20 protein-coding genes are annotated in these 25,569 nt (G+C 66.8%); 10 read left to right on the top strand and 10 right to left on the bottom strand.

Translation table 11 applies throughout. From position 1 onward, the window contains the following. Window positions 1-412: 412 nt before the first annotated feature. From BM031_RS13160 to ubiE, 5 genes are all read right to left on the bottom strand, one after another. On the bottom strand, window positions 413-1,021 hold the full coding sequence (locus BM031_RS13160) for a methyltransferase (protein WP_091875033.1): 609 nt from the start codon (window positions 1,019-1,021) through the stop codon (window positions 413-415). Continuing rightward, complete coding sequence (ubiB, locus tag BM031_RS13155; protein WP_091875032.1) at window positions 1,011-2,591, bottom strand: ubiquinone biosynthesis regulatory protein kinase UbiB; 1,581 nt, start codon at window positions 2,589-2,591, stop codon at window positions 1,011-1,013. The genes BM031_RS13160 and ubiB overlap by 11 nt, the downstream gene beginning before the upstream one ends. Continuing rightward, window positions 2,591-3,235: a ubiquinone biosynthesis accessory factor UbiJ gene (locus tag BM031_RS13150; protein ID WP_091875031.1), complete on the bottom strand. Its 645-nt coding sequence runs from the start codon at window positions 3,233-3,235 to the stop codon at window positions 2,591-2,593. The genes ubiB and BM031_RS13150 overlap by 1 nt, the downstream gene beginning before the upstream one ends. Before the next feature lie 129 nt (window positions 3,236-3,364). Then, window positions 3,365-4,330 (bottom strand): Tim44 domain-containing protein, encoded by a 966-nt coding sequence (locus BM031_RS13145; protein WP_091875030.1) that lies wholly within the window; start codon window positions 4,328-4,330, stop codon window positions 3,365-3,367. Window positions 4,331-4,347: 17 nt separating this feature from the next. Continuing rightward, entirely contained in the window at window positions 4,348-5,082 is a 735-nt protein-coding gene (ubiE, locus tag BM031_RS13140) for a bifunctional demethylmenaquinone methyltransferase/2-methoxy-6-polyprenyl-1,4-benzoquinol methylase UbiE (protein ID WP_091875029.1), read from the bottom strand. Between the two features lie 173 nt (window positions 5,083-5,255). Between ubiE and BM031_RS13135 the strand changes: the two genes are divergently transcribed. The 9 genes from BM031_RS13135 to BM031_RS13095 all read left to right on the top strand — a co-directional run bounded on the left by BM031_RS13135 (window position 5,256) and on the right by BM031_RS13095 (window position 17,495). Continuing rightward, window positions 5,256-7,460 (top strand): hybrid sensor histidine kinase/response regulator, encoded by a 2,205-nt coding sequence (locus tag BM031_RS13135; protein ID WP_091875028.1) that lies wholly within the window; start codon window positions 5,256-5,258, stop codon window positions 7,458-7,460. A gap of 74 nt (window positions 7,461-7,534) precedes the next feature. Further along, the gene (locus tag BM031_RS13130) at window positions 7,535-9,013 is read left to right on the top strand and encodes a sigma-54 dependent transcriptional regulator (RefSeq protein ID WP_091875094.1); all 1,479 of its coding nucleotides are present in this window, start codon (window positions 7,535-7,537) and stop codon (window positions 9,011-9,013) included. A 347-nt stretch (window positions 9,014-9,360) separates the two neighbouring features. Beyond that, window positions 9,361-11,421: a hypothetical protein gene (locus BM031_RS25540; RefSeq protein ID WP_177207747.1), complete on the top strand. Its 2,061-nt coding sequence runs from the start codon at window positions 9,361-9,363 to the stop codon at window positions 11,419-11,421. 496 nt (window positions 11,422-11,917) lie between these two features. Further along, the gene (locus BM031_RS13120) at window positions 11,918-13,963 is read left to right on the top strand and encodes a hypothetical protein (RefSeq protein ID WP_091875027.1); all 2,046 of its coding nucleotides are present in this window, start codon (window positions 11,918-11,920) and stop codon (window positions 13,961-13,963) included. A gap of 63 nt (window positions 13,964-14,026) precedes the next feature. Further along, complete coding sequence (locus BM031_RS13115) at window positions 14,027-14,416, top strand: hypothetical protein (protein ID WP_091875026.1); 390 nt, start codon at window positions 14,027-14,029, stop codon at window positions 14,414-14,416. A gap of 12 nt (window positions 14,417-14,428) precedes the next feature. Further along, window positions 14,429-15,109, top strand: a complete 681-nt coding sequence (locus BM031_RS13110; protein ID WP_091875025.1) for a C39 family peptidase — start codon at window positions 14,429-14,431, stop codon at window positions 15,107-15,109. A gap of 10 nt (window positions 15,110-15,119) precedes the next feature. Beyond that, window positions 15,120-15,635, top strand: coding sequence for a hypothetical protein (locus BM031_RS13105; RefSeq protein WP_091875024.1), 516 nt, complete (start codon window positions 15,120-15,122; stop codon window positions 15,633-15,635). Window positions 15,636-15,671: 36 nt separating this feature from the next. Further along, window positions 15,672-17,105, top strand: a complete 1,434-nt coding sequence (locus tag BM031_RS13100; protein WP_091875093.1) for a coiled-coil domain-containing protein — start codon at window positions 15,672-15,674, stop codon at window positions 17,103-17,105. Between the two features lie 183 nt (window positions 17,106-17,288). Further along, a complete protein-coding gene (locus BM031_RS13095; protein WP_091875023.1) occupies window positions 17,289-17,495 on the top strand; it encodes a cold-shock protein in 207 nt (68 codons plus the stop codon). Between the two features lie 66 nt (window positions 17,496-17,561). Here the strand turns inward: BM031_RS13095 and BM031_RS13090 are convergent, their stop codons facing one another. Next, complete coding sequence (locus tag BM031_RS13090; RefSeq protein WP_091875022.1) at window positions 17,562-18,191, bottom strand: LysE family translocator; 630 nt, start codon at window positions 18,189-18,191, stop codon at window positions 17,562-17,564. Window positions 18,192-18,269: 78 nt separating this feature from the next. Between BM031_RS13090 and BM031_RS13085 the strand changes: the two genes are divergently transcribed. Next, entirely contained in the window at window positions 18,270-19,214 is a 945-nt protein-coding gene (locus BM031_RS13085; RefSeq protein WP_091875021.1) for a helix-turn-helix transcriptional regulator, read from the top strand. Window positions 19,215-19,224: 10 nt separating this feature from the next. Here BM031_RS13085 and BM031_RS13080 read toward each other — a convergent pair whose 3' ends face one another. The 4 genes from BM031_RS13080 to BM031_RS13065 all read right to left on the bottom strand — a co-directional run bounded on the left by BM031_RS13080 (window position 19,225) and on the right by BM031_RS13065 (window position 25,212). Continuing rightward, complete coding sequence (locus BM031_RS13080) at window positions 19,225-19,641, bottom strand: gamma-butyrobetaine hydroxylase family protein (RefSeq protein WP_091875020.1); 417 nt, start codon at window positions 19,639-19,641, stop codon at window positions 19,225-19,227. Between the two features lie 11 nt (window positions 19,642-19,652). Next, the gene (locus BM031_RS13075) at window positions 19,653-20,081 is read right to left on the bottom strand and encodes an HIT family protein (RefSeq protein WP_091875019.1); all 429 of its coding nucleotides are present in this window, start codon (window positions 20,079-20,081) and stop codon (window positions 19,653-19,655) included. Beyond that, window positions 20,078-24,085, bottom strand: coding sequence for a DUF3683 domain-containing protein (locus tag BM031_RS13070; protein ID WP_091875018.1), 4,008 nt, complete (start codon window positions 24,083-24,085; stop codon window positions 20,078-20,080). The genes BM031_RS13075 and BM031_RS13070 overlap by 4 nt, the downstream gene beginning before the upstream one ends. Window positions 24,086-24,462: 377 nt before the next feature. Continuing rightward, complete coding sequence (locus tag BM031_RS13065) at window positions 24,463-25,212, bottom strand: hypothetical protein (protein WP_143084582.1); 750 nt, start codon at window positions 25,210-25,212, stop codon at window positions 24,463-24,465. Window positions 25,213-25,569: the final 357 nt, after the last annotated feature.

Below are 25,569 nucleotides of genomic sequence, written 5' to 3'. Positions count from 1 at the left end.
AACCCTGAATTATAAAGCTTTTACGGGAAGCCTTGCCCGTTTTGGCTGCAGCGGTCCGGCCGGGGTGGTCCCGGACCGCGCCCGTGGTGTTGTTTTTCTTCCTCGCTCCCGACAGTTTAGTTTGCTCAAGTGCATGGCGAGTGATTAAATAGCATCTTTCTTAAGAACATGATGGCAGCAGGAAATTCATGCTGCCCTAGGTTAAAAAGAAACAGAAGATTGCGCGGTGCTGCACCGCCGCTGGTCCGTAAAAGAACGCTGTACTTAAAAAGCCCGCTGATGCGGGCTTTTCTTTTGCCCAAATCCCACCAAACCAAATAACTTCAGGGTCAGGTCTGACAATCAGACACGAGCTCAACCGGCATATGGCTGGGCTCGTGTCCAAATGTCAGACCTGACCCCGAAGTTGGTGTTAGCGGCGTTGCCAGGTCATCCAGCGTTCCTTGCCGGCGAAGACGGGGATCGAGTCGGTGACGGCGTGGTCCGCGATGCAGTCGAAGTACGGGGCCATCAGGGCGTCGAGTGCGGGGCGGTCGATGCCGAAGGGCGGGCCTTTTACCGTTTGGTCAAAAAAGAAGAAGCCGGCCACTTTGCCGCCTGGGGCCAGCAGCTCGGCCCAGCGGGCGGCGACTTGCGGACGCAGGGCGCGTGGCAGGGCGCACAGGAAGGCGCATTCGTAGACCAGGTCGAGGGGACGCGGCGGCTGCCAGGCGAAGAAGTCGGCCAGCAGCACCCGCTCGCTCCAGCGGCCGGCCAGCGCCTTGCCGCGGGCGACGGCGGCGGGGGCGAAGTCGATGGCGGTGGCGTCCCAGCCGGCCTCGCACAGCCAGGCCAGTTCCCAGGCGCTGCCGCAGCCGGGGATCAGGGTGGACAGCGGGCGGGGGGCGGCGGCGGCGAAGTCGCGCAGGGCCTGCGGGACGCCGCCGCGGTCCCAGGGAGTAAAGGCGGTGGCGAAACGCTCGTCCCAGAACCGTGGGCTGAGCGGGTCGCGGCTGGCGAAGCTGGGCGGTTCAGGCGCCATGCAGGACGACGTACCCTGCAACGAGGCTGCCGGTGAGCACCACCATCGCGCCAAGGAAAGCCAGCAGGCGGTTGGTGCGGCGCTGTTCGGCCAGCAGGGCCATCATCAGGTCGGAATTGCTCGCCGGGAGACCGCCCCGGGTGGCCGTGCCCGAGTGGGCGTGCCGCTCGAGGGTCTGGTGCAGCAGGCGCGGCAGCTGCGGGAAGATGTGGGCGTAGCGCGGCGCTTCGGCGCGCAGGCGCTCGACCATCGCGCCGAAGCCCACCTGCTCGCCCATCCAGCGCTCGAGGTAGGGCTTGGCGGTTTTCCACAGGTCGAGCTCGGGGTCGAGCTGGCGGCCCAGGCCTTCGATGTTGAGCAGGGTCTTTTGCAGCAGCACGAGCTGCGGCTGCACCTCGACATTGAAGCGGCGCGAGGTCTGGAACAGGCGCAGCAGGATCTGGCCGAAGGAAATGTCTTTCAGCGGCCGGTCGAAGATCGGCTCGCAGCAGGCGCGCACCGCCGATTCCAGCTCGTCCACCCGGGTATCGCTCGGCGCCCAGCCGGATTCGATGTGGGCCTCGGCCACGCGCTTGTAGTCGCGCCGGAAGAAGGCCAGGAAGTTCTGCGACAGGTAATCCTTGTCGAAGTCGGTCAGGGTGCCGACGATGCCGAAGTCGAGCGCGATATAGCGGCCGAAGGTTTCCTTCTCGACCGAGACCAGGATGTTCCCGGGGTGCATGTCGGCGTGGAAGAAGCCATCGCGGAAGACTTGGGTGAAGAAGATTTCCACGCCATCGCTGGAGAGCTTCTTCAGGTCGACCCCCTCGGCCTCCAGCCGGTCGATCTGCGAAACCGGGATGCCGCGCATGCGTTCCATCACGATCACGCTGCTCGAGCAATAGTCCCAGTACATCTCGGGCACCATCAAGAGCTTCGAATTGGCGAAGTTGCGGCGCAGCTGGCTGGCGTTGGCGGCCTCGCGCATCAGGTCGAGCTCGTCGTGCAGGTACTTGTCGAATTCGGCCACCACTTCGCGCGGCTTGAGGCGGCGGCTGTCGGCCCACACCCGCTCGATCAGGCGCGCGGCCAGGTCCATCAGGGCCAGGTCTTCGTCGATGGTCTTCTTCATGCCCGGACGCAGCACCTTGACCGCCACTTCCAGGCCGTTCTTGAGCTTGGCGAAGTGCACCTGGGCGATCGAGGCCGACGCCACCGGGTCGCGCTCGAAGCTGGCGAACAGCTCGTTCGGGTGGGCGCCCAGCGAGGCGGTGATCTGGGCGATCGCCAGGTCGGAATCGAAGGGCGGCACGCGGTCTTGCAGCAGCGACAGTTCGTCGGCGATATCCTGGGGCATCAGGTCGCGCCGTGTCGACAGCACCTGGCCGAACTTGATGAAGATCGGCCCCAGCTCTTCCAGCGCCATGCGCAGGCGGATCGCGCGTGGCGAGGTGATGCGGCGCCAGAAGAACACCGTGTTCATGAAGCGCGCGGTACGCGGCGCGTGCAGGCTGGTGACGGCGATTTCGTCGAGGCCGTACTTGGTGGCGACCGTGAGGATTTTCAGCAGGCGCAGGAATTTCAATATCATCAGTGTCCCGGATTCTTTGTCACGGTCGGAAGGACGGGAGCCGCGGCTTGCGCCAGGCGCTGCTCCAGCCGGGCGATACGCTTGGCGGTGCGCTCGACATCGTCGCGCAGCTTCACCACATCGGCCGTCAATGCATCGACCAGGGCCGGACGGACCAGCACCGGCCGCTCTTCCACCAGGAATTCGGCGACGTTCCCGGCCAGCCGGCGGCCGGCGTCCAGTACGCCGGCGCCGGCGCCGCGCGCGCCCTGGGCCAGGCGGCGTGCGCCCAGCGGCCCGACGAGGCGCTCCAGGTCGTGCTCGGCATCCCAGCGCAGGCCTTTCGACAGCGCCGAAATGGTATTGGCGAACTCGGCGTCGCCCTCGATCTTCACATAGGAAAAGGCACGGTCGCGGTTCTGGGCGACCAGTGGCAGGTCGGCCAGCTTGACGCGGATGGTGACGTTGGCCGGGCCTTCGGCCGTGCCGGCCTCGAGCATGCCGTCGCGCGCCACGCGTACGCGCAGCGCGAGGTGGCCGGTGTCGATGCAGGCTTCCTTGCCGGCATGCAGGGCCAGCGCGTCGCGCGCCCAGGCTTCCTGGGCCAGCAGATGATTGATCGCGGCGACGGCAGGCGTCGCCAGCATGGCGGAACTCGGGAACATGGCAGCAAGCGTTAAATGAAAAAAAACCGCCCGGTGTGAAGCGGGCGGCCTTGATCTTACCAGTTCGCCGGGCACAAACCCGGCGGCACTTAACTTAACTGGAAAATAATTGCAATCAGCTAAACCGGGCTAGCTGACTTGCTGGATACCCGCCAGCACCCAGCCGCCCTGCCCCGAGCGCGGCTTGGACATGTTCCAGACCTCGACGAAGGGCTCGGCCGGCGCATTGCGGGCGGTGCGGATCATGCCGTTGAACTGCACGCTGGCCAGGTAATCGGTGGCGCCCGTCTCGATACCCAGCAGCTGGCCGTCGATCGCCACCACGTCGGTGAAGTCCTCGGCGCCGTTGCGCTCCTGGATCTGCATCTTCAGTTCGGCGAACACTTCCGGCGAAGTGAACTCGCGCAGGTCATTCGTGTCGCCACGGTCCCAGGCCGCCTGCATGCGGATGAACGAGGCTTTCGCGTGGCGCAGGAAGGCTTCCTGGTCGAAGTCGCCCGGCACGCCCCACTGCGCGTGCGCGGCAGCGGCGCCGGGCTTGCCCAGCGATACGCCGCCCTGCGGCTGGGCCTGGAAACCCATCGGCTGCTGGCGCAGGCCGGAACCGATTTCCGGGGTGGCGATCGCCCCCGGCGCGGCGCCGGCCGGCTGCGGGTTGGCGTAGCCGCCAAAGGCCGGGTTGGCCGGGGTGTCCTTGCGCCGGAACATGCGCACGATGAACAGCACGGCCAGCACCAGCAGGCCGATCATGAGGATCGCCGAGATCGCGCTGGCCAGGGCACCGCCGATGCCAAGGTGCGACAGCAGCGCGCCCAGGCCGAGGCCCAGCAGGGCGCCGCCCAGGATGCCCTTCCACATGCCGGAGCGCTGGGGTGCGCGCGCGGCAGCGCCGGCGGCGCCGGCGGCGGCCGGCACGGCTGCGGACTGGCGCTGCTGGAAGCCGGGCGCCGGCGTGGGCGCCGGGGCCGGCATCTGGCGCACCGCCTGCGACTGGCGGCCGATCGAGCGCTTGCCGCCCATCGGGCGCGCGGTGGCTTCGGCGATCATCGACAAGGCCGTGACCGCGAGCAGGGTCGTGGCCAGGAGTTTCTTCATTTTCATGCGCACACCTCCTACAGTTTGATACCGGTGTGCAGTGCGGCCACACCGGCCGTCAGGTTGTGATACTGCACCCGCTCCAGGCCCGCGTCGAGCATCATCGACTTCAGGGTTTCCTGGTCCGGGTGCATGCGGATCGATTCGGCCAAGTAGCGGTAGCTTTCGGCGTCGCCGGCAATCTTCTGGCCCAGCCACGGCAGCACCGAGAACGAATACACGTCGTAAGGCTTTTGCAGCGGCGCAATCACCTTCGAGAATTCCAGCACCAGCAGCTTGCCGCCGGGCTTGAGCACGCGCTGCATTTCGGCCAGCGCCTGGTCCTTGTGGGTCATGTTGCGCAGGCCAAAGGCCACGCTGACGCGGTCAAAATAATTGTCCGGGAACGGCAGCTTCTCGGCGTCGCACAACAAGGTGGGGGTCACCAGGCCCTTGTTCAACAGGCGGTCGCGGCCGACGCGCAGCATCGACTCGTTGATGTCGGTGAGCCAGACTTCGCCGCTGCGGCCGGCCTGTTTCGCGAAGGCCTTGGCCAGGTCGCCGGTGCCGCCGGCGATGTCGAGCACCTTGAAGCCGGGGCGCACGCCCGCCTGCGCGATGGTGAACAGCTTCCAGGCGCGGTGCAGGCCGGCCGACATCAGGTCGTTCATGACGTCGTATTTCGATGCGACCGAATGGAAGACCTTGGCGACTTCCTGGACCTTCTGGTCCTCGGCGACGGTCTTGTAGCCGAAGTGGGTGGTATTCGTCATATGTGCGGGCGGTTGAGGGTTGCCACATTATACAAGTTCGCCTGCCTGCGGCCGATTTGCCCGGTGTGGCGACTCGCTGTGCACTGCACGCACAATTCTTGCGTGCAATCCTGAAATAAAAGTTGCCTCTTGTATAATCATCAAATTAAACAAATACGGGCTTGTCGTTCTCCATGCGCATTCGTACCCGTCTCCTGATCCTCGTGCTGTCCGTGCTGGTGCCCTCGTTCATCGCGGCGGCCCTGGCGGTGGCCTACGTCTATCGCGAGGAACAGAAGTCGCAGACCCAGAACGTGGCCGAAGCGACGCGCGCCTTTGCCCTGCTGGTCGACAACGAACTGCAGGCGCGCGCCGGCATCCTGCGCACACTGGCCGGGGCGCCCTCGCTCCACACCGGCAACCTGCGCCAGTTCTACGATTTTTCCCGGCGCATGGCGCCCACCGGCGAAACAGTGATCGTGCTGTCCGATCCCGCGGGACGCCAGCTGGTCAACACGCGCCAGCCCTTCGGCGCCGCGCTGCCGCAGCGGCGCTCGTCCAACCTCGGCGAACTGATTCGCAGCAGCGGCGCCGGCGGCACGCTGGTGTCGGACGCCTTCATGGCGCCGATCGGCAAGCGCTTCGACTACGCGATCCAGGTGCCGGTCGTGGTCGACGGCAGCATTCGCTACTTCCTGGTCATGGGGATTAATGTTGCCGCCCTGCAGCCGATGGTGGAGCGCCAGTTCCGCAGCGAATGGATCGCCACCCTGGTCGACCGCCAGGGCACAGTGCTGGCCCGTTCGCGCAACCCCGAGCGCTACGTCGGCCAGCGCGCCAGCGCCTTCGCACGCGAACGCCTGCGCGCCGCCCGGGAAGGCCTGTGGCAGAGCCAAACCCTCGACGGCATCGACGTGCGGGCCTTCTTCAATACCGTGCCGACTTCCGGCTGGAAAGTGCTGGTCAGTATCCCGGACAGCGAAATCCAGCGCGTGCCGCTGCAGGCTGCCGCGCTGCTGGGCGGCCTGATGGCGGCGCTGCTGGCCGCCGGGGTGCTGGCGGCGCACCGGATGGCGCGGCGCGCCATCGGCCCGATCGAATACCTGGGCCGCTCGGCCGACGAACTCGGCCAGGGCAAGGAGCCCAGCTACCTCAGGCAGGGCGTGCTCGAGATCGACAACGTGGCGCTGCGCATGCTCGACGCCGGGCGCCAGATTCGCCAGTCGCAGCAGGAGCTCGAACAGCGCGTGGCCGAAGCCGTCGCCACCACCGAACGGGTGCAGGGTGCGCTGCTGAAGGCGCAAAAGCTCGAGGCCCTGGGGCGCCTGACCGGCGGCATCGCCCACGAATTCAACAACCTGCTGCAAACCCTGACCACGGCGCTGCAGCTGGCCGAGATGACCACCACCCAGCCCCGGGTGCAGCACCTGGTCCAGACCTGCAAGAAGACGGTGCAGCGCGCCACCGCCCTCACCGGCCAGCTCGGCTCCTTCGGGCGCATCCAGGAAGCGCGCCGGGAAACCGTGGCCGCCTGCAGCCAGCTGCGCAGCGCCCTGCAGCTGGTGAAGGGCGCGCTGCGCACCGACATCGTGCTCGAGGTCGACTGCGACGAGCCGGCCTGGCCGGTCACGGTGGAGCCGCTCCAGTTCGACCTGGCGCTGCTGAACCTGGCGATCAATGCACGCGACGCCATGCCGCGCGGCGGCGTGCTGCGGATCGCCGCGAGGAACAGCGTGCTCGACCAGCCGCCCGGCCCGCTGCCTGCCGGCGACTACGTGCGCCTGAGCGTGATCGACCACGGCGCCGGCATGGCGCCCGAGGTGCTGGCGCGCGCGCTCGATCCTTTCTATACCACCAAGGCCCAGGGCCAGGGCACCGGCCTGGGCCTGCCGCAGGCCTACGCCTTCGCCGCGCAGTCGCAGGGCCTGCTGGTGCTCGACAGCGAACCGGGCAAGGGCACCCGGGTCGACATCTACCTGCCGCGCGCCCAGCGTCCGCTGTGCGAACCGGCGCCCGAAGACGGCAGCGACCCCTTGCCGCGCGGGCGCGGCCGGGTGCTGTTCGTGGAGGACGACCCGCTGGTGCGCGAAGCGGTGGCGCGCGCGCTGGAAGAATCCGGCTTCGAAGTGCTGATTGCCGAGGACGGCGACCAGGCCGTGGCCCTGCTCGACGCCGGCGTCCTGCCGGCGGTGGTGTTCTCCGACATCGTCATGCCCGGCTCGGTAAGCGGCATCGACCTGGCCGCCATCGTGCGCCGGCGCTTCCCGAGCCTGCCGGTGGTGCTGGCCACCGGCTATACCGAACGCCAGCCGGCGCTTCCCGGCGTGCAGGTGCTGGCCAAACCCTACCCGCTGGAAAGGCTTGTCACCCTGCTGGCAAACGCGACCTCAAATGGATGAGCTAGCTAAGCTATTGATTCCTGTAGGAATTTTTGCGATGCGTATTACCAACTCAACAATTGTCGTGCGCCGAAATGCGGCGGATTCTGGTTAAATACGACCTACGGTGCCGGAATGATCCGGCGCATAGAACGCGGCGACTTCACAGAGAATCCCAGCGTTTTCCGGCCGCCAACGCCGCGTGCATTACCAGAAAAACGAATAACAACGAGGTCAATGTGTCGGTTAAACGACTGTTATGCATAACGCATGAAGGGAGCGCCGGCGTGCGTCTGGCGTGCGGAGAATTGCCCGGCTGGGACGTTTGCACGGTCGACAATATTGCGGCCGCGCGCAAGGTCCTTGAACAGCAGCACTACGCAGTGGGACTGCTGCTCGACCGCAAAGGCAACCTCGAATCCGAGGATATCGAACGCTTCCTCCAGCACCACCACCAGATCCGCTGGATCGGCGTGTTCAACGGCGACCTGCTGCACCGCCCGCAATTGCGCGAGGCCATTGCCACCCATTTGTCCGATTTCCATACGCTGCCAGTGGACACAGTCCGTTTGTACCATTCGCTTGGCCATGCGCACGGCATGGCAATGCTGGCCAAGTCGGCGCCGCCACACAAGCGCCAGTCGGGCAGCCGCCATATCGATGGAAAGTCCGCCACCATCTGCCGCCTGCGTGCCCACATCGACAAGATCGCGACGGTCGACGCGCCCGTGCTCATTTCCGGAGAAAGCGGCAGCGGCAAGGAACTGGCGGCACAGGAGATCCATGCGCAATCGCCGCGCGCCAGCGGTCCATTTATTGCTATCAATTGCGCGGCAATTCCACCGTCCCTGATCCACTCCGAATTGTTCGGCTACGAGCGCGGCGCCTTCACCGGCGCAGCCAAGGAAAAGCAGGGCTTGATCGAAGCGGCCTCAGGCGGCAGTATTTTCCTGGACGAAATCGGCGACCTGCCGCTCGACCTTCAGGCCAGCCTGCTGCGCTTCCTGCAGGAACGCACCATCTATCGTGTCGGCGGCACCCGCATGGTGTCGGTCGATGCGCGCGTGATCACCGCCACCCACGTCGACCTGCCGAAAGCCGTGGCAGCGGGCCGTTTCCGCGAAGACCTGTATTACCGCCTCAGCGTATTCCCGATCCGCGTGCCTCCGCTACGCGAGCGCAAGGAAGACCTGCCTCTCCTCACCGAGATCATCTTCAATAAGTTTGCCGACGAAAAAAGTCCCCAGCTCAAGGGCATCAGCAAACAGGCACTGCGCGCCATGACGCAGCATGACTGGCCCGGTAATATCCGCGAGCTGATCAACCGGATGCGGCGCGCCATGGTGCTCGCCGAGAACCGCCTGATCATGCCGGAAGACCTTGAGCTGGCCCCACAAGAAGATGCGATCATCCTGCGTGACGGTCTCGACAACTCGCGCGGCAGCGCCGAACGCGCCGCCATCTGGAACAGTCTTGCCCGCTGCGGCAACAACATCAGCCAGGCCGCACGCGACCTCGGTGTCTCGCGCATGACACTGTATCGGCTCATGGCCAAGCACTCCATCGCGCCCTGATCGCGGTCCGCACGCTTCTATTCAACCTCTCCTTTTTTCCTACGCACGGTGTGCAAACGCATGCCGTGTGCCCACTCTTGCCTGTCGCCTTTCGCCCCTGTCGACGGAACTCTGGCTGCCGTGCGTGCAGCAGCACTGTCACACACCTGAGACAGCTTTTCCGGAACTTATTGAACTACCCCATCAACTCCGTCCTACAAATTTGCCACCTATAAAAATCGCACGCTTAATCAATGACTTGCGCTACCAAAGCTCGCTGGCACGCTAACTGCTAATAGTGAAACGGACCGGTGACATGGAACGCCGGGCATTTCAACTTTTCAGTGACACACAAAGGGGAGTAACAGATGAAGCGCACAATTCTGGCGACCGCGATCGCACTGGCATTTGGCCTGGCCCAGGCACAGGACGGCAATACCGTCGGCAACGTCGGCACCGACAACATCCAGAACCAAACGACAAACCAGAGCAACAGTTCGGACAACCGTAACTCCTCGGGCCAAAATCGCAGCACCGGCAACGCCAGGGCGGATGCCGTCGGTGCGGCGGCGGCGAACAACAACAGCACCGCATCGGCCACCACGACCGGTTCGTTCAACACCTCGAGTGCCGCCGCCAACAGCACCCTCGACGGCCGCACGACCGACATCCGCGCCAATAATATCGGCAACGTCGCCGGCAACGACGGCAACGCCAACGGTGGCCGGGGCATGGGCACCGAAAGCGGCACCGCCACCGGCGGCGATGCCCGCGGCGGCAATGGCGGCGACAGCGGCATGGCGCGCGGCGCCAGCGGCGACCGCGGCGGCGACGGCGGCAGCGCCACCAGTGGCGCGGCACGCAGCGGCAATGCCACGGTCGGCAATGCCCGCGGCGGCGACGGCGGCGCCGGCGGCGAGACCGGGGTGGCTCGCAGCGGCAACGGTGGCGATGGCGGAGCCGGCGCCGAGGGCGGCCGTGGCGCGGCAGGCGGAGCCGGCGGCAATGGCGCCCGCGGCGCGGCAGGCGGCGAAGGAGGCGGCGGCAATACCGGCGGCAACGGCGCTGAAGGCGGCGCCGGCGGCACTGGCGGCAACGCCACGTCCTACGGTGGCACGGGTGGCAACGGCACTGGCACCGGCGGTACGGGCGGCGGTTCCGACGCCATGGGCGGCAACGGCGGCAGCGGCGGCGCCGGCGGCGAGGCCACTGGCGGTGCAGGCGGTGCAGGCCGTGGCGGCGCGGGCGGCAATGCTGGTCGCATCGACGGCGGCAATGGCGGTAACAACGGCTCGACCAGCGGTGGCAACGGCGGCAACGGCGGCGGCTCGGATGCGACCGGCGGCAGCGGTGCAGCAGGTGGCGCCGGCGGCTCCGGCGGCAACAGCGGTATGGCAGAGGGCGCAGGCCAGGGCTCGGGTTCGAATGCCACCAGCGGTGGCGTCGGTACCGGGACCAATACCGGGACCGGCGGCGACGGCGGTACCGGCGACGCATCCACGGGCACGGGCGGCAACGGCAGTGCCAATAGCGGCGCAGGCACCTCGGGTACGGCCGGTTCCGGCGACGCGACCAACACCGCAGGCGCCAGCTCGTCCGGCACGGGCGGCGCAGGTGCAGGCGGCGGCGCTGGCGGCACCGGCGCCGGTGGCGAATCCACTGCTGGCGCCGGCGCCGAAGGCGGCGCTGGCAGCGGCGGCACGGCTGGTGCTGGTGGCGCGCTGACAGGCACCGGCGGTGCCGGCGCCAGTGGCACTGGCGGCACCGGCGCGGCCGGTTCCGGCGGCGCAGGCGCCGCAGGCGCTGGCGGCGGTGCAGGCACCTCCACCGGCGGTGCAGGCGCGGAAGGTAGCGGCACCGGCGGCGCAGGCGCTGAAGGCAGCTCGACCGGCGGCGCAGGCGCGACCGGGGCTGCGGGCGGCTCCGGCGGCGCAGGCGGCACCGGCGGCACCGGCGCAGAAGGCGGCGCAGGCGGTGCAGGCGCAGCCGGCGGCACGGGTGGCACAGGCGCAGCAGGCGGTGCCGGCGCAGCCGGTGCGGCCAGCGGCGATGCGACGAACACCGGTGGCGCAGGCGCGGCCGGCGGCGAGGCCAGCGGCGGCAGCGCGACCAGCGGCGCTGCCACCTCGGGATCGGCAACTGGCGGCGCAGGCGCCTCGGGTGGCGCAGGGGGCAGCAATACCTCGGGCGCAGGTGGCGCAGGCGGCTTCAACACTGGTGGCGCTGCGACCAGCGGCGCTGGCGGTGCAGGCTCCGGCGGTGCCGGTGGCAGCCAGGAGGTGAGCACCGGCGTGTTCAACATGTCGAACAGCATGTCGACCGTCTCGCAGTCTGCAGCAGGTGTCTCGGTGATCAGCCAGAATGGCGGTTTCTCGGCGCTGGTCCAGCAAAGTGTGAACGTTCAGGCAAACATGAACGTCGGTCAGTAAGCCAGGCCACAAGGGCCGCGCGGCGCCAGCCGCGCGGCCTTTTTTTTCGTCCCTCCCCTGCCGGGCATCGGCCCTGGCGCCACTGGCGCCACCTGATGACAATCCCCTCCAGCCGTCCTTTGGGGCGGCGTGGCGTCCATCCTGCGAAGCCTCCGGACCATGCTGAGCAGGTCGTTTGTCCTCATTTTTTCCTACACACGCGAGGCAAGCCTCCGCAGCCAAATTGCCCTGTCTGCCCCTGCCGACGTTACAGCTTGATACAGTCTCGCGACCATTCCATGACAAGTGTCACAACTTTGATACAGCATTCTTCGAAGTTATTTACCTGTCCCATCAATCCAATCCTACAAGCTTGCTTTCTATAAAAACCCCAAGGCAAATCAAGGACTTGCGATGCCCTGGATAACTTGGCACGCAAACTGCTAAGAAGTTCATCGGACCGGCGGCGTGGACGCCGGGCATTTCAACTTCAGTGACACACAACGGGGAGTAACAGATGAAGCGCACTATTCTGGCGACCGCGATCGCCCTGGCCTTCGGCCTGGCCCAGGCCCAAGATGGCAACACCGCCGGCGACGTCACCGGCAACAATACCCAAACCCAAACCACCGACCAGAGCAATAGTTCGGACAACCGTAACTCCTCAGGCCAGAACCGCAGCCGCGGCGACGCCATGGCCAGCCAGACCGGCGCGGCAGCCGCCAATAACAACAGCACCTCGACCTCCAGCGTGGCGAGCTCGTTCAACAATTCGAGCGCGACCGCCACCAGCAACCTGACCGGCACCGTATCCGGCAATACCATCCGCGATATCGGCAACAGTGCCGTCAATAGCGGCAATGCGAATGGCGCGGCCGGCACCGGCGCAGCTGGCGGATCGGCCAATGGTGGCAACGCCAGCGGCGGCGCCGGCGGCAACAGCGGCAATGCACGCGGCGCTGCCGGCGCAGCGGGTGGCGCGGGCTCCAGCGGCGAAAGCGGCAACGCCACCTCCGGCTCGGCCGACGGCGGCGCGGCCACTGGCGGCGCGGGCGGCGCGGGCGGCCTGACCGGCAATGCACGTACCGGGGCCGGCGGCGCCGGCGCCATGGGCGGCGCCGGCGGCAATGGCGCACAGGGCGGCGACGGCGGCCGCGGCGCCGCGGGCGGCATGGGCGGCAACGGCGGCGGCGGTAATACTGGCGGCGCCGGCGCTGCGGGCGGCATCGGCGGCAACGGCGGCACGGCCGACGCAAGCGGCGGCAACGGCGGCACCTCGGATGCCATGGGCGGCAACGGCGGCACCTCCACCGGCACCGGCGGCGCCGGTGCGATGGGCGCCAATGGCGGCTCCGGCACCGGTGGCAATGGCGCCATGGGCACCGGCGGCGATGGCGGCCGCACTGGCCGCCTGGAAGGCGGCAATGGCGGCACCAATGGCGACGTGACCTCCGGCGCCGGCGGCACCGGCGGCACCTCGACCGCCAACGGCGGCAACGGCGCGGAAGGCGGCATGGCAGGCACCGGCGGCGCGAGCGGCGATGCGACCGGCGCGGGCCAGGGCGCTGGCAGCAATGCCAACAGCGGCGGTGTCGGCACTGGCGCCAATAACGGCACCGGCGGAGCCGGCGGCGACGCCGCAGGCGGCAATGGCAGCGGCAACAGCGGCGACGGTACTTCGGGCGCCTCGACCAGCGGCGCGGTGTCGAACAATGCGGGTGATTCCACCTCCGGCGCCGGCGGCGCGGGCGGCATGGGCGGCGCAGGCGGCTCGGGCGCGGCAGGTACCTCGACCGGCGGCGCGGGCGCAGCCGGCGGCACCGGCACCGGCGGCACTGCCGGTAATGGCGCCGCCCTGTCGGGCACTGGTGGCGCAGCAGGCGCCGGCACTGGCGGCGCGGGCGCAGCAGGCACCGGCGGTGCGGGCGGTGCGGGCGGCGCGGGCGCCGAGGGCAGCTCGACTGCTGGCGCAGGCGCTGCGGGCACCGCGACTGGCGGTGGCGGCGCCTCCGGCACCGCAACCGGCGGCGCAGGTGCGGCCGGCGGCCTGGGCGGCATGGGCGGCGCAGGCGGAGCCGGCGGTGCTGGTGCTGCAGGCGGCGCAGGCGGCGCGGGCGCTGAAGGCGGCGCGGGCGGTGCAGGTGCGGCCGGCGGCGCGGGCGGCGCAGGCGCGGCCAGCGGCTCGGCATCGAATACCGGCGGCAGCGGCGCGGCAGGCGGCGCATCGACCGGCGGCACATCGACCAGCGGCGCGGCGACCTCGGGCGCAGGCACCGGCGGCGACGGCGGTGAAGGCGGCGCAGGCGGCACCAATACCTCCGGCGCAGGCGGCGCGGGCGGCACCAACACCGGCGGTGCAGCCACCGGCGGTGCGGGCGGCGCGGGAACCGGCGGCGCAGGCGGCACCCAGACCGTCAGCACCGGCACCTTCGACATGTCGAACACCATGTCGAACATTGCCCAGTCGGCAGCGGGGGTCTCGGTGATCAGCCAGAACAATGGCTTCTCGTCGCTGATCCAGCAAAGCGTCAACGTCCAGTCGAACCTGAACGTCGGCCAGTAAGTCCAGCAGTGACCGCCGCGCAGCACCTGCCGCGCGGCGGTTTTCGACACCAAGGGAGATTCCATGAAACCTGTGAACCGAATCTTGCTGGCGGCGCTGCTCGCGCTCCCTCTGGCGGTCCAGGCCGCCGATCCGGAGAAGCTGCCGGTCAAGATCAGCTTCCTGTCTGAAGTACATGTCGCACCAGGTGGACGCGACGCCGCCAGCAGCTGGGGCGATGCGGCAGCCACCGACCGTCTCGAGCGCACCACCGGCAAGGACGATACCGTCCATACCGAATCCGTGCTGGGCGGTACAGTGGGCAACAATACCGCGATCAACACCGTCAGCGGCAACAATATCATCGACAGCGGTTCCTTCGCCAATTCGCAGGGCCTGCCGGTCGTGATCCAGAACAGCGGCTCGAACGTGCTGATCCAGAGTGCCACCACCATCAACCTGCGTCTGCAATAGCATGAAGGCTTTATGAAAAAGTTCGTTGTCATCGGCGCCGCTATCGGCGGACTGTTGCTGGCACCGGGGTGCCTGGCGTCGGCGATCGAGCTGGCGGTCGGGCAGCGGGTCTCGGTGCCGGTGACCAGTCTCAAGGAAATCAAGTTTCGCAAGACCACCCGCCAGCAATTCGACTTCAGCTGCGGCTCGGCGGCCCTGGCCACCCTGCTGACCTACCACTACGGCACGCCCGTCAGCGAGAAGGACGTGTTCGAGAACATGTTCGCCACCGGCGACCAGGCCAAGATCCGCCGCCAGGGCTTTTCCATGCTCGACATGAAGCGCTACCTGGCCGGGCGCGGTTTCGTTGGCGACGGTTTCCAGCAGCCGCTCGACAAGCTGCTCGAGGCCAAGCTGCCGGCGATCGTCCTGATCACCGACCGCGGCTACAACCACTTTGTCGTGATCAAGGGCGCCGAAGACGGCCGCATCCTGCTCGGCGACCCCTCCAGCGGTACCCGCTCGGTGACGCGCGACCGCTTCATGGAACTATGGGCCAACAAGCTGCTGTTCGTGGTGCACAAGTACCCAGGCAGCGTGGCCTTCAATGGCGCCGACGACTGGCGCGCCGCACCCCGGGCGCCGCTCGGGAACGGCATCAACAATGAACAGTACAGCCAGAGCCTGCCGAAATTCGGCCCCGGCGACTTTTAAAGGAAACACCATGCACTGGCTCACACATGCATGCCGGGCCCTGCTGGCCACGCTGCTGGCGGGGGCCTGCGGCGTCGCCTTCGCCGACGGCGCTGCCACCCTCGACCCCGGCGAATGGGCGGCGGTCGACGCCGACACCCTGGACAACGCACGCGGCGGCTTCCAGACCGTCGGCGGCCTCAACCTGTCGCTCGGGATCGAGCGCGTCATCTCCATCAATGGCGAAGTCCTGTCGCGCACCAACGTCGCCATCGCGGACGTGGCCAACATGAACGCCAGCCAGGTCATGATGGCGCGCGAAGCCCTCGGCAGCGCCCAGCTGATCCAGATGGGGGTCAACAACTTCGCTCCCGGCGACATCGGCCTGGCCAGCGGCGCGACCCTGGTCCAGAACAGCCTCGACAACCAGGCCATCCTGGCCCATACGACGATTACCTCTACCGTCAACAGCATGGCGCTGATCAAAGACCTGAATTTTCACTCAACTATTCGTGACGGAATCATGCGCGGGGCCGGAAGCCTGTAATATTGCAATATCGCTAACTTGCTGATGGAGATCCAGATGCACCCACATGTCGCGCGCATCACGGCAGCGGGGCTGGCGGCTATGCTGCTGGCCCCGGTTTCTTATGCACAAGAGACACCTGCCACCGAGCAGGATAAGAGCGCTGAACTGGCCACGCTGAAAGCCGAACTGGCTGCCCAGCGCGAGCTGGTCAACAAGCTGGTGAACGAACTGCAGGCGCAACGCGCCAAGATCGAGCGCATCGAGGAACGCCGCGACGAGGCCAGGCCGGTACTGGCCGACAAGCTGGCGCTGCCGCCGCGCGCCGACGACCTGCTGCTGTCCGAGCAGCGCGGCACCGGTGGGCAAAACAGCGGCGCGCCCGCCACCGCATCGAACACCGCCCCGGCCAACCAGCCCGCGCGCCCGCCATCGACTCCGGCGCCGATCGGCAGCCAGCCGCCGGCCCAGGCGGCGCGCCCACCGGCCCAGGCGCAGGCCAGTACCGCCACCCGTAACCCGAAAGACCAGCGCCCGCCCGAAGTCGCGCCGCTGTTCGAGGCGCCCGGCGTGCTGACGCCGCGTGGAAAGTACATCCTGGAACCGTCGCTGCAGTTCGGCTACTCGTCGAGCAACCGCGTGGCCCTGGTCGGCTACACCGTGATCCCGGCACTGCTGATCGGCCTGGTGGATGTGCGCGAAGTCAAGCGCAACACCTTCACCGGCGCCCTCACCGGCCGCACCGGCATCAACAACCGGATGGAAGTCGAGGTCAAGGTACCGTACGTGTACCGGTCCGACGCCACCGTCAGCCGCGAGATCTTCACCGGCACCGCGGTCGAGCGCGTGTTTGAAACCAGCGGCAAGGCCATCGGCGACGTCGAAGTGGCTGGCCGCTACCAGCTCAATAACGGCGGCCCGGACAAGGCCTACTACATTGGCGGCCTGCGCTACAAGTCGACCACCGGGCGCAGTCCCTTCGAGGTCGTGACCGACTGCGCCACGCGCTGCATCGGCGACAACGTCACCGGCACCGGCCTGCCGCTGTCGCTGCCGACCGGTTCGGGGTTCCAGTCGCTGCAGGGCAGCCTGACGTGGCTGTTCCCATCCGATCCGGCCGTTTTCTTCGGCAACATCAGCTACCTGCACAACTTCAAGCGCAGCGGCGTCACGCGCCTGGTGCGCAACGGCATCCGCGAGCCCCTGGGCGAGCTGGCGCCGGGCGGCATCATCGGCTTCAACTTCGGCATGGGCCTGGCGCTGAACGAAAAAGCCTCGCTCAGCCTCGGCTACGACCACAGCACGGTGGCGCGCATGAAACAGAATGGCAAAAACGTGCCGGGCTCGGTGCGTACCCAGCTCGGCACCCTGCTGCTGGGCTATTCGTATCGCTACAGCGACAAGCGTTCGCTCAGCGTCGCGGTGGGCGCCGGCGTGACACGCGATACGCCGGACGTGTCGCTCACCATCAGGATGCCCTTCACCTTCTGACCGGGTTGGCAGCCGCTGCCACGGCACGCGGCTGCCAAGCTGATGCGCATTTGCACACAATTGAAAAAGTTACTTCCTTTTTAAACAATTCACTTTATAATCAAAAATGCAATGTTAGGCTAGGCACTGGGTCCAGCGCCGCTGGCATTGCGATAATACAGATAAACTTTAGAGGGAATTAACATGGCGACTGGCATTGTAAAATGGTTCAATGATGCAAAAGGTTTTGGCTTCATCACCCCTGACGGCGGCGGCGAAGACCTGTTTGCTCACTTTTCGGCCATCAACGCCAACGGCTTCAAGTCGCTGGCCGAGAACCAGCGCGTGACGTTCGACGTCACCACCGGTCCAAAAGGCAAGCAGGCATCGAACATCCAGCCACAAGCATAAATAGCCTCTGCCCCTGACCGGGCAAGCGGCATACGGGAGCACGTCGATGGACGTGCTCTTTGTCGTTTACGACCAGCCTTTCAGCACCGTCAGCAGGGCCGCAGCCATCAGCACCGCGCCGACCGCGCGCGCCGCCGCCAGTCCCGCACGCGGATTCGCCGCCAGCCAGCCGTGCGCCCGCACCGCTCCCACCGCCACCGTGCCATACACCGCCGCCTGGGTGAAGGCCGTGATCAGGCCCAACGCAGTCGCCTGCGTCCACAAGTGCCCGCGTTCCGGGCGCAGGAACTGCGGGAAGATCGCCAGCATGAACACATAGGCCTTGGGGTTGAGCAGGCAGGTGAGCATCCCCTGCAGGAACACCGAGCGCCCGCGCGGCGCCCGGCCGGCGACCGGGAGCGCGACACCCGCGCGCGCGCGCAGCAGGGTCCAGCCGATCCAGCCGATGTACACGGCGCCCGCCAGCAGCACCGCATTGAACAGCGGCGGCCACACGGCCAGGATCGCCGCCACGCCCAGCACACCCATGACGATGTGGGCGGCGCCGCCCAGCACGATCCCGCCCACCGCCGCCAATCCCGCGCCGTTCCCGCCGCGCAGCGCGCTGGCCAGTACGAACGCCATGTCCAGCCCCGGCAGCGCGATCACGCCGAAGACCACGATAAAGAACAGCCACAAGTGGGCGAAGTCAGCCATGTATTTTCTCCTCAAAAGCTGCAGGATAGGAGCGAATCAGGACATAATCCGCCCTGATTCAACGAAAAAACAATCGACATGACCAGGCCCACCACCCGCGTGCTCGCGGTGCTCGAACTGCTGCAGGCGCATGGCCGCATCAGCGGCGCGGAGATCGCGGCAAGACTCGGCGTGGACCTGCGCACCGTGCGGCGCTACATCGTGACCCTGGAAGAGATGGGCATCCCGGTCACCGCCGAGCGCGGGCGCGCCGGCGGCTATGCGCTGGTGGCCGGCTTCAAGCTGCCGCCGATGATGTTCAGCGACGACGAGGCGCTGGCCTTGTCGGTGGGCCTGCTGGCCGCCAGCAAGCTCGGACTGGACCGGGCCGCGCCGGCGGTGGCCAGCGCGCAGGCCAAGCTGGAGCGCACCATGCCCGCCGCCTTGCGCGAACGCATGCGCGCGCTGGCCGAGAACGTGCAGCTGGACGTAGGGCAAGCAGCGACCGGTGCCGGGGGCGCCGCGCTGGGCGTGCTGTCAGTGGCGGCGCGCGGCCGGCGCCGGGTGCGCATCGCCTACTGCGATGCGACGGGCAGCGTGTCAGGACGGGAAATCGACCCCTATGGCCTGGCGTATTACGCGGGGTGCTGGTATGCGGTGGGGTATTGCCATTTGCGGCGCGACCTGCGTTCGTTCCGGCTCGACCGCATCGATGCGTTCGAGGCCCAAGCCACACGCTTCGAGCGGCCGCGCGATTTCGACGCGCTGGCCTACCTGGTGCGCTCGGTGGCGACCATGCCGCGCGCGGTGGCGATCGAGGTGCTGCTCAAGACTTCACTGGAGCGGGCCCGGGCGCAGTTCTTCGCTACGGTAGGGGTGTTCGAACAAGTGGCGGACGGCGTGGTGATGCACAACCAGTCGGACGACCTGGCGTGGTTTGCGCGCCAGCTGGCCGGCCTTCCCTTCGGTTTCGAGATTCGCCGCCCGGCGGAACTGGTCGACGCGGTGCGGCAGTGCGCGCAGCAGGTGTTGCGGCAGCTGTAGGCCCCCGGGATCAGTGGCTATGCCCGCAACCCTTGTTCGGTTTCGCGCCCGGCAGTTCAGTCCCCGGCTCGCGGCCGGAGTCGCCGTCGAAACCGGCGGCATGCAGGCGCGCCACGTAGGCCTTCCACATCGCGTCCTGCTCGCTACCGAGCTTGTACAGGTAGTCCCAGGTAAAAATCCCGCTCTCATGCCCATCGTTGAACAAGGGCTTGACGGCGTAGTTCCCCACCGGCTCCAGGCCGGTGATGCCGACCTCGCGCTTGCCCACTTGCAGCACTTCCTGTCCCGGGCCGTGGCCCTTCACTTCGGCCGATGGCGAATACACGCGCATCAGCTCGAACGGAATCGAGAACGCGCTGCCGTCGTCGAAGGCGATTTCAAGGACGCGCGATTTCTGGCGCACGGTCAGGTCGGTGGGATTGGGCATGGGGTCTCCTCTTATTGGGTGAAACGGCGTGTAATGGCAGCCGCCAGTTGGGGCAGCAGCGCGCGGCGCGCGGCCAGCGTCGCATCATCGGTCTGGCGCGCCGCCTGGGCCCAGACCGGCGCCGGGAAGTGCGCATCGTCCGCGTAGCGCGGAATGACGTGCCAGTGCAGGTGCGGCACCACGTTGCCCAGGCTCGCCACGTTCACCTTTAGCGGCTGCATGACCTCAAGCACCGCCAGCTCGACCTGGTAGACCGCTTCGTTCAGCAGCAACCTGTCTTGCTGCGCCAGGTCGCTCATCTCGCGCACGTGCTCGCGCCAGATCACGCGGCAAAAGCCGGGATAGGCCGCGTCGTCGACGAGGATGACCGAGAACTTCTCGCCCTGCCACGCGGCAGGCAGGGCCGGTTCGCACAGCTCGCAGCCGGCCAGCTTCATCATACGAGCACCCGTTCGATGCCGCCGTTGTTGGCCTTGCCGACGTAGTCGGGCAGCCAGTTCTCGCCCAGCAGGTGCCGCGCCATCTCCACCACGATGTAGTCGGCGGTGGTGCCGGAATCGGCGTTGTAGCGCGACAGGCCCTGCAGGCAGGACGGGCAGCTGGTGAGGATCTTGACGTTGCCGTCAAAACCGTCTTCGCGCAGTTTATCGGCGCCCTTCTCCATCTCGCCCTGCTTGCGCGAGCGGACCTGGGTCGCGATGTCGGGACGGCTGACGGCGAAGGTGCCCGACTCGCCGCAGCAGCGGTCGTTCTTCTCGATCTTCACGTTATCAAACGTGGAGACCAGCGCGTTGACGGTCTTGAGCGAATCCTGCAGTTTCATCGGCGTGTGGCAGGGGTCGTGGTACATGTAGCGGGTACCGGAGACGCCTTCGAGCTTCACGCCTTTTTCTAACAGGTATTCATGGATGTCCATGATGCGGCAGCCCGGGAAGATCTTGTCGAACTCGTAGGTCGCCAACTGGTCGTAGCAGGTGCCGCAGGAAACCAGGACCGTCTTGATGTCGAGGTAGTTCAGCGTGTTGGCCATGCGGTGGAACAGCACGCGGTTATCCGTCATCATCTTGTCGGCCTTGTCGTACTGGCCGGCGCCGCGCTGGGGGTAGCCGCAGCACAGGTAGCCGGGCGGCAGCACGGTCTGCACGCCCACTTCCCACAGCATGGCCTGGGTCGCCAGGCCCACCTGCGAGAACAGGCGCTCCGACCCGCAGCCCGGGAAGTAGAACACGGCTTCGGTGTCGGCCGTGGTCGCCTTCGGGTTGCGAATGATCGGGATCACCTTGTCGTCTTCGATGTCGAGCAGCGCGCGCGCCGTCTTCTTCGGCAGGTTGCCCGGCATTTTCTTGTTGATGAAGTGGATCACCTGCTCGCGCACCGGCGCCTTGCCGGTGGTCGGGGGCGGCGCCTCCACTTGCGGCTTGGCGAAGCCGCGCAGCAGCTGGTTGCCCATGCGCTGGGCCTTGTAGCCCCAGTCGACCATCACCTTGCGGGTGGCGTTGATGGTGGTCGGGTCGGTGGCGTTGAGGAAGAACATGGCCGCGCGGTTGGCCGGCTTGAAGCTGCGCTTGTCCATCTTGCGCAGCAGGTTACGCATGTTCATCGAGACGTCGCCGAAGTCGATGTCGACCGGGCACGGTGTCACGCATTTGTGGCACACGGTGCAGTGGTCGGAGACGTCCTCGAACTCTTCCCAGTGCCTGATCGACACGCCGCGGCGGGTTTGTTCTTCGTACAGGAAGGCTTCGATCAGGGCCGAGGTGGCGAGGATCTTGTCGCGCGGCGAGTACAGCAGGTTCGCGCCCGGCACGTGGGTGGTGCAGACAGGCTTGCATTTACCGCAGCGCAGGCAGTCCTTGATGCTGCCCGCGATCTCGCCGATATCGCTCTGCTGCATGATCAGCGATTCGTGGCCCATCAGGCCGAAGGACGGCGTGTAGGCGTTGCGCAAATCAGCGTGGGCGCCTTCGAGGTTGAGCAGCTTGCCCTTGTTGAAGCGGCCTTCCGGATCGACCCGCAGCTTGTAGTCGCGGAATTCCTGGATTTCGTCGTCCGTGAGGAATTCGAGCTTGGTGATGCCGATGCCGTGTTCGCCCGAGATCACGCCGTCCAGCGAACGGGCCAGCTTCATGATGCGCTCGACCGCCTTGTGGGCGTCCTGCAGCATCGCGTAGTCGTCCGAGTTCACCGGCAGGTTGGTGTGCACATTGCCGTCGCCGGCGTGCATGTGCAGCGCCACGAACACGCGCGAGCGCAGCACCCGCTTGTGGATCGCGGTGGCTTCGTCGAGGATGCACTTGTAGGCGGACCCGTTGAAGATCTGGCGCAGCGGCGCGCGCACGTCGTGCTTCCACGAGACGCGGATGGTGTGGTCCTGCACCGCGTCGAACAGCAGCGCGCCGGGCTGGCTGCCGATGCGCGCATCGAGCGTGGCCGACAGGCTGTCCAGGCCCAGCTCATCGAGCTTGCCGCGCACCTCGCCAAGGGGCGCGTCGAGGTTGGCGAGGATGAAGCTCCAGCGCGCGGCAACCTGCTGCATCAGCGCCACGGCCTGTTGCGGGCGGTCGCCCAGGATCTCGGCGCGGTCGACCGCGTCGCTGCCGGCGTCGTCGCTCTTCTCGATCGGCAGCTGCTCGTTCGCGAGGAAGGCGTGCAGCTGCTCGGCCAGCTGCAGCTTGTTCTTGATCGACAGCTCGACGTTGATGCGCTCGATGCCGTCGGTGTACTCGCCCATGCGATTCAAGGGGATCACCACGTCTTCGTTGATCTTGAAGGCATTGGTGTGGCGGGCGATCGCCGCGGTGCGGGCGCGGTCGAGCCAGAATTTCTTGCGTGCCTCCGGGCTCACGGCCACGAAACCTTCGCCCACGCGGGTGTTCGCCAGGCGCACCACTTCCGAAGCGGCGATGGCGACCGCGTTCTCGTCGTCGCCGACGATGTCGCCGAACAGCGCCATCTTGGGCAGCACGCCGCGCTTGGATTTGGTGGCGTAGCCCACCGCGCGCAGGTAGCGCTCGTCCAGGTGCTCCAGGCCCGCCAGGCGCAGCGTGGCGAAGGCCGGGTTGCCGTTCTTGGGCAGCCCGTCGAGGTAATCCTTGATCTCGACGATCGACGGGATCGCGTCACGCGCCTGGCCGAAGAATTCCAGCGCCACGGTACGGGTGAACTTCGGCATCTTGTGCAAGATCCAGCGCGCCGACGTGATCAGGCCGTCGGTGCCCTCTTTCTGGATGCCCGGCAGGCCGGCCAGGAATTTGTCGGTGACGTCCTTGCCCAGGCCTTCCTTGCGGAAGCGCTTGCCTTCGATGGACAGGGTCTCGACCCGGAACGGCTCCGGCTTGGCGACGCCGCGCGGGACCGGATGGGTCCATTCGAGCTTGAAGGTGGCCACCGGCGCGTCGTGGATCTTGGACAGGTTGTGGTCCATGCGGGTGACTTCCAGCCAGTCGCCGTTCGGGTCCACCATGCGCCACGAGGCCAGGTTGTCCAGCGCCGTGCCCCACAGGACAGCCTTCTTGCCGCCCGCGTTCATGGCGATGTTCCCGCCGATGCAGGACGCGTGCGCCGAGGTCGGGTCCACCGCGAACACGAAGCCGGCCTTTTCGGCGGCCTGCGACACGCTGTGGGTGACCACGCCGGCGAAGGTGTGGATGGTGGCGTATTCGCGGTCCACGCCGGGCAGGCGGGTCGCTTCCACTGCGCCGATGCCGATCAGCTTTTCGGTGTTGATCACGGCCGACATGGGCGTGAGCGGAATCGCGCCGCCGGTGTAGCCGGTGCCGCCGCCGCGCGGGATGATGGTCAGGCCCAGTTCGATGCAGCCCTTGACCAGGCCGGCCATCTCTTCTTCGCTGTCCGGCACCAGCACCAGGAACGGGTATTCGACGCGCCAGTCGGTGGCGTCGGTAACGTGCGAGACGCGGTGCATGCCGTCGAAGCGGATGTTGCGCTTGTCGGTGTAGGCGCCGAGCACCTGCTTCGCGCGCTTGCGCAGGTCGTAGGTGTTGCGGAACTCGAGGCCGAATTCGTCGACGGCGCGGCGCGCGGCATCGAGCAGCGCTTCGACGGCGGCATTGCGCGCGGCCGATGCGTCGGCGTCGGCGTCATTGGCGTCGACGCTCAGGCGGCGCTTGTCGACTTCGCCGAGGCGGTGGTGCAGCGCGTCGATCAGCTTCTGGCGGCGCTTCGGGTTATCGAGCAGGTCGTCCTGCAGGTAGGGATTGCGGCGCACTACCCAGATATCGCCCAGCACTTCATACAGCATGCGCGCCGAACGCCCGGTCTGGCGCGCACCGCGCAGCTCGTCGAGCAGCCGCCACGACGACTCACCCAGCAGGCGGATCACGATTTCGCGATCGGAGAACGAGGTGTAGTTGTAGGGGATCTCGCGCAGTCGCGCGGGGGCGTTGTCGGCAAGCAGGGTATGAATGTGTGCAGGGGCGTTCATGGATTTGTATCGACAGTCAAGCGGGCCCGAAGGATGATCATTCTAGCTTATTGCGCTGCACCACGCTGGGGCGGGGTGAGAAATTGATCATGCTCGAAGCAAGGAAATGCCAATACTGGGCTGTATATGCAAATTTCGTTTGCACAAAGTGGCGGCAGTGCATCATTCGTTTGCATGGGGGTGGGGAATGGCATATTGCGTAAGGTTGGCATTGTGATGGCTCCTCTGGTTGACCACCAACCTGAAAACCGTCATCCCGGCGCAGGCCGGGATCCAATTTCTGTTCCGGAGTCCCGCGAGGAAATTAGGCTCCGGCCTTCGCCGGAGCGACGTGCTGGCTGTGCGGGCAAAAACGAATATGGCAGACCGCCACGAAATTACCGCCCCGCCCTCAACCACGCATCCAACTCCCCTTCCCCCGGCGGCCTTGCAAACACCTCCTGCAAGGTCCAGCCCTCTTTATCGAGCAGGTACGCCACCTTCAGGTGATACCCGCGATACAGCCCACTCTTGCGGCCCAGCTCCCACGCCCCCCTCAGGAACAGCGCGCGGTTTTCATCGAAATCGAAATCGCCGCCCTTGCCCACATAATCCGCATACCCTTCCAGCAGCCACTCCGGATAGCGCAGCATCACCGTGCGGCCAAACCGGCGCGACACATCGCTGTGGGTGATCTCGTGCGCAATGAAGTAGGACAGCGGGCGCTGGGCCGCGTCCGCAATGGGTCCCGGCCCCGGCGAATGGATGCGGTTGGCGGCGATGTCGGAAGCACGGATGAAGACTTGCCTGGTCAGCCAGACGTCGGCCGCCCCGCCCATCCGGGTGCTGAAACGCCGGCCGTAGAGCCACAGGCGCCAGGGCTCGTTGCAGAAGAAGATCTCGACCGGCGTAGTGCGGTCATGCACAGTCGAGGTGCGCAAGCGCCGCGTCACGTCGTCCAGCACCCCGGCAATCTCGGCCGGTATGGGCTGGTCCGACCACACCTGGTAGTTCTGGTACACGGCCCGGTAGGGGAACATCGGCTTCGGGATGGCGACGATGAGGGCGTAGAGGAGCGCCACGGCGAGCAGGCTGGCCACGCCGGCTTTCAGGAAGCGCAAGGCGCTGGTACGGGTTCGGGTCTTCAAGCGATCTCGCAGGGCAAGTGGGCAGGCACCAGCCTGGCTGGTCTGCAATGCGAGGAATGTAGCCCCATTTTCTTATCAAAGACTTAACCCATTCTGCATACGCCGGTAGCGCCCGCCAATAGCCCGCGCTGCCCCTGCCGCGACCCGGCCGGTAGGCCGGCGCTGCGCGGCAATCGGCAACATAATGGCGGCGCCCAAGCCTGCAGCACATACACTATCGAAGCGATCGGACCGCATGGACCCCGTTCCCTATGGCGCTGTCACCCTTGGCTGTGGATGAGGATTGAACTGTCGAGCTGCGCCACGGTCCAAACCGTATCGCCATCCCACGGAGCCTTCCATGCGTTCGCCCCGCTT

This window comes from Massilia yuzhufengensis, assembly GCF_900112225.1.
Taxonomy (GTDB): domain Bacteria; phylum Pseudomonadota; class Gammaproteobacteria; order Burkholderiales; family Burkholderiaceae_D; genus Telluria; species Telluria yuzhufengensis.
The sequence above is the reverse complement of the archived record's forward strand: the minus strand, read 5'-3'. Positions and strand labels throughout refer to the sequence as shown.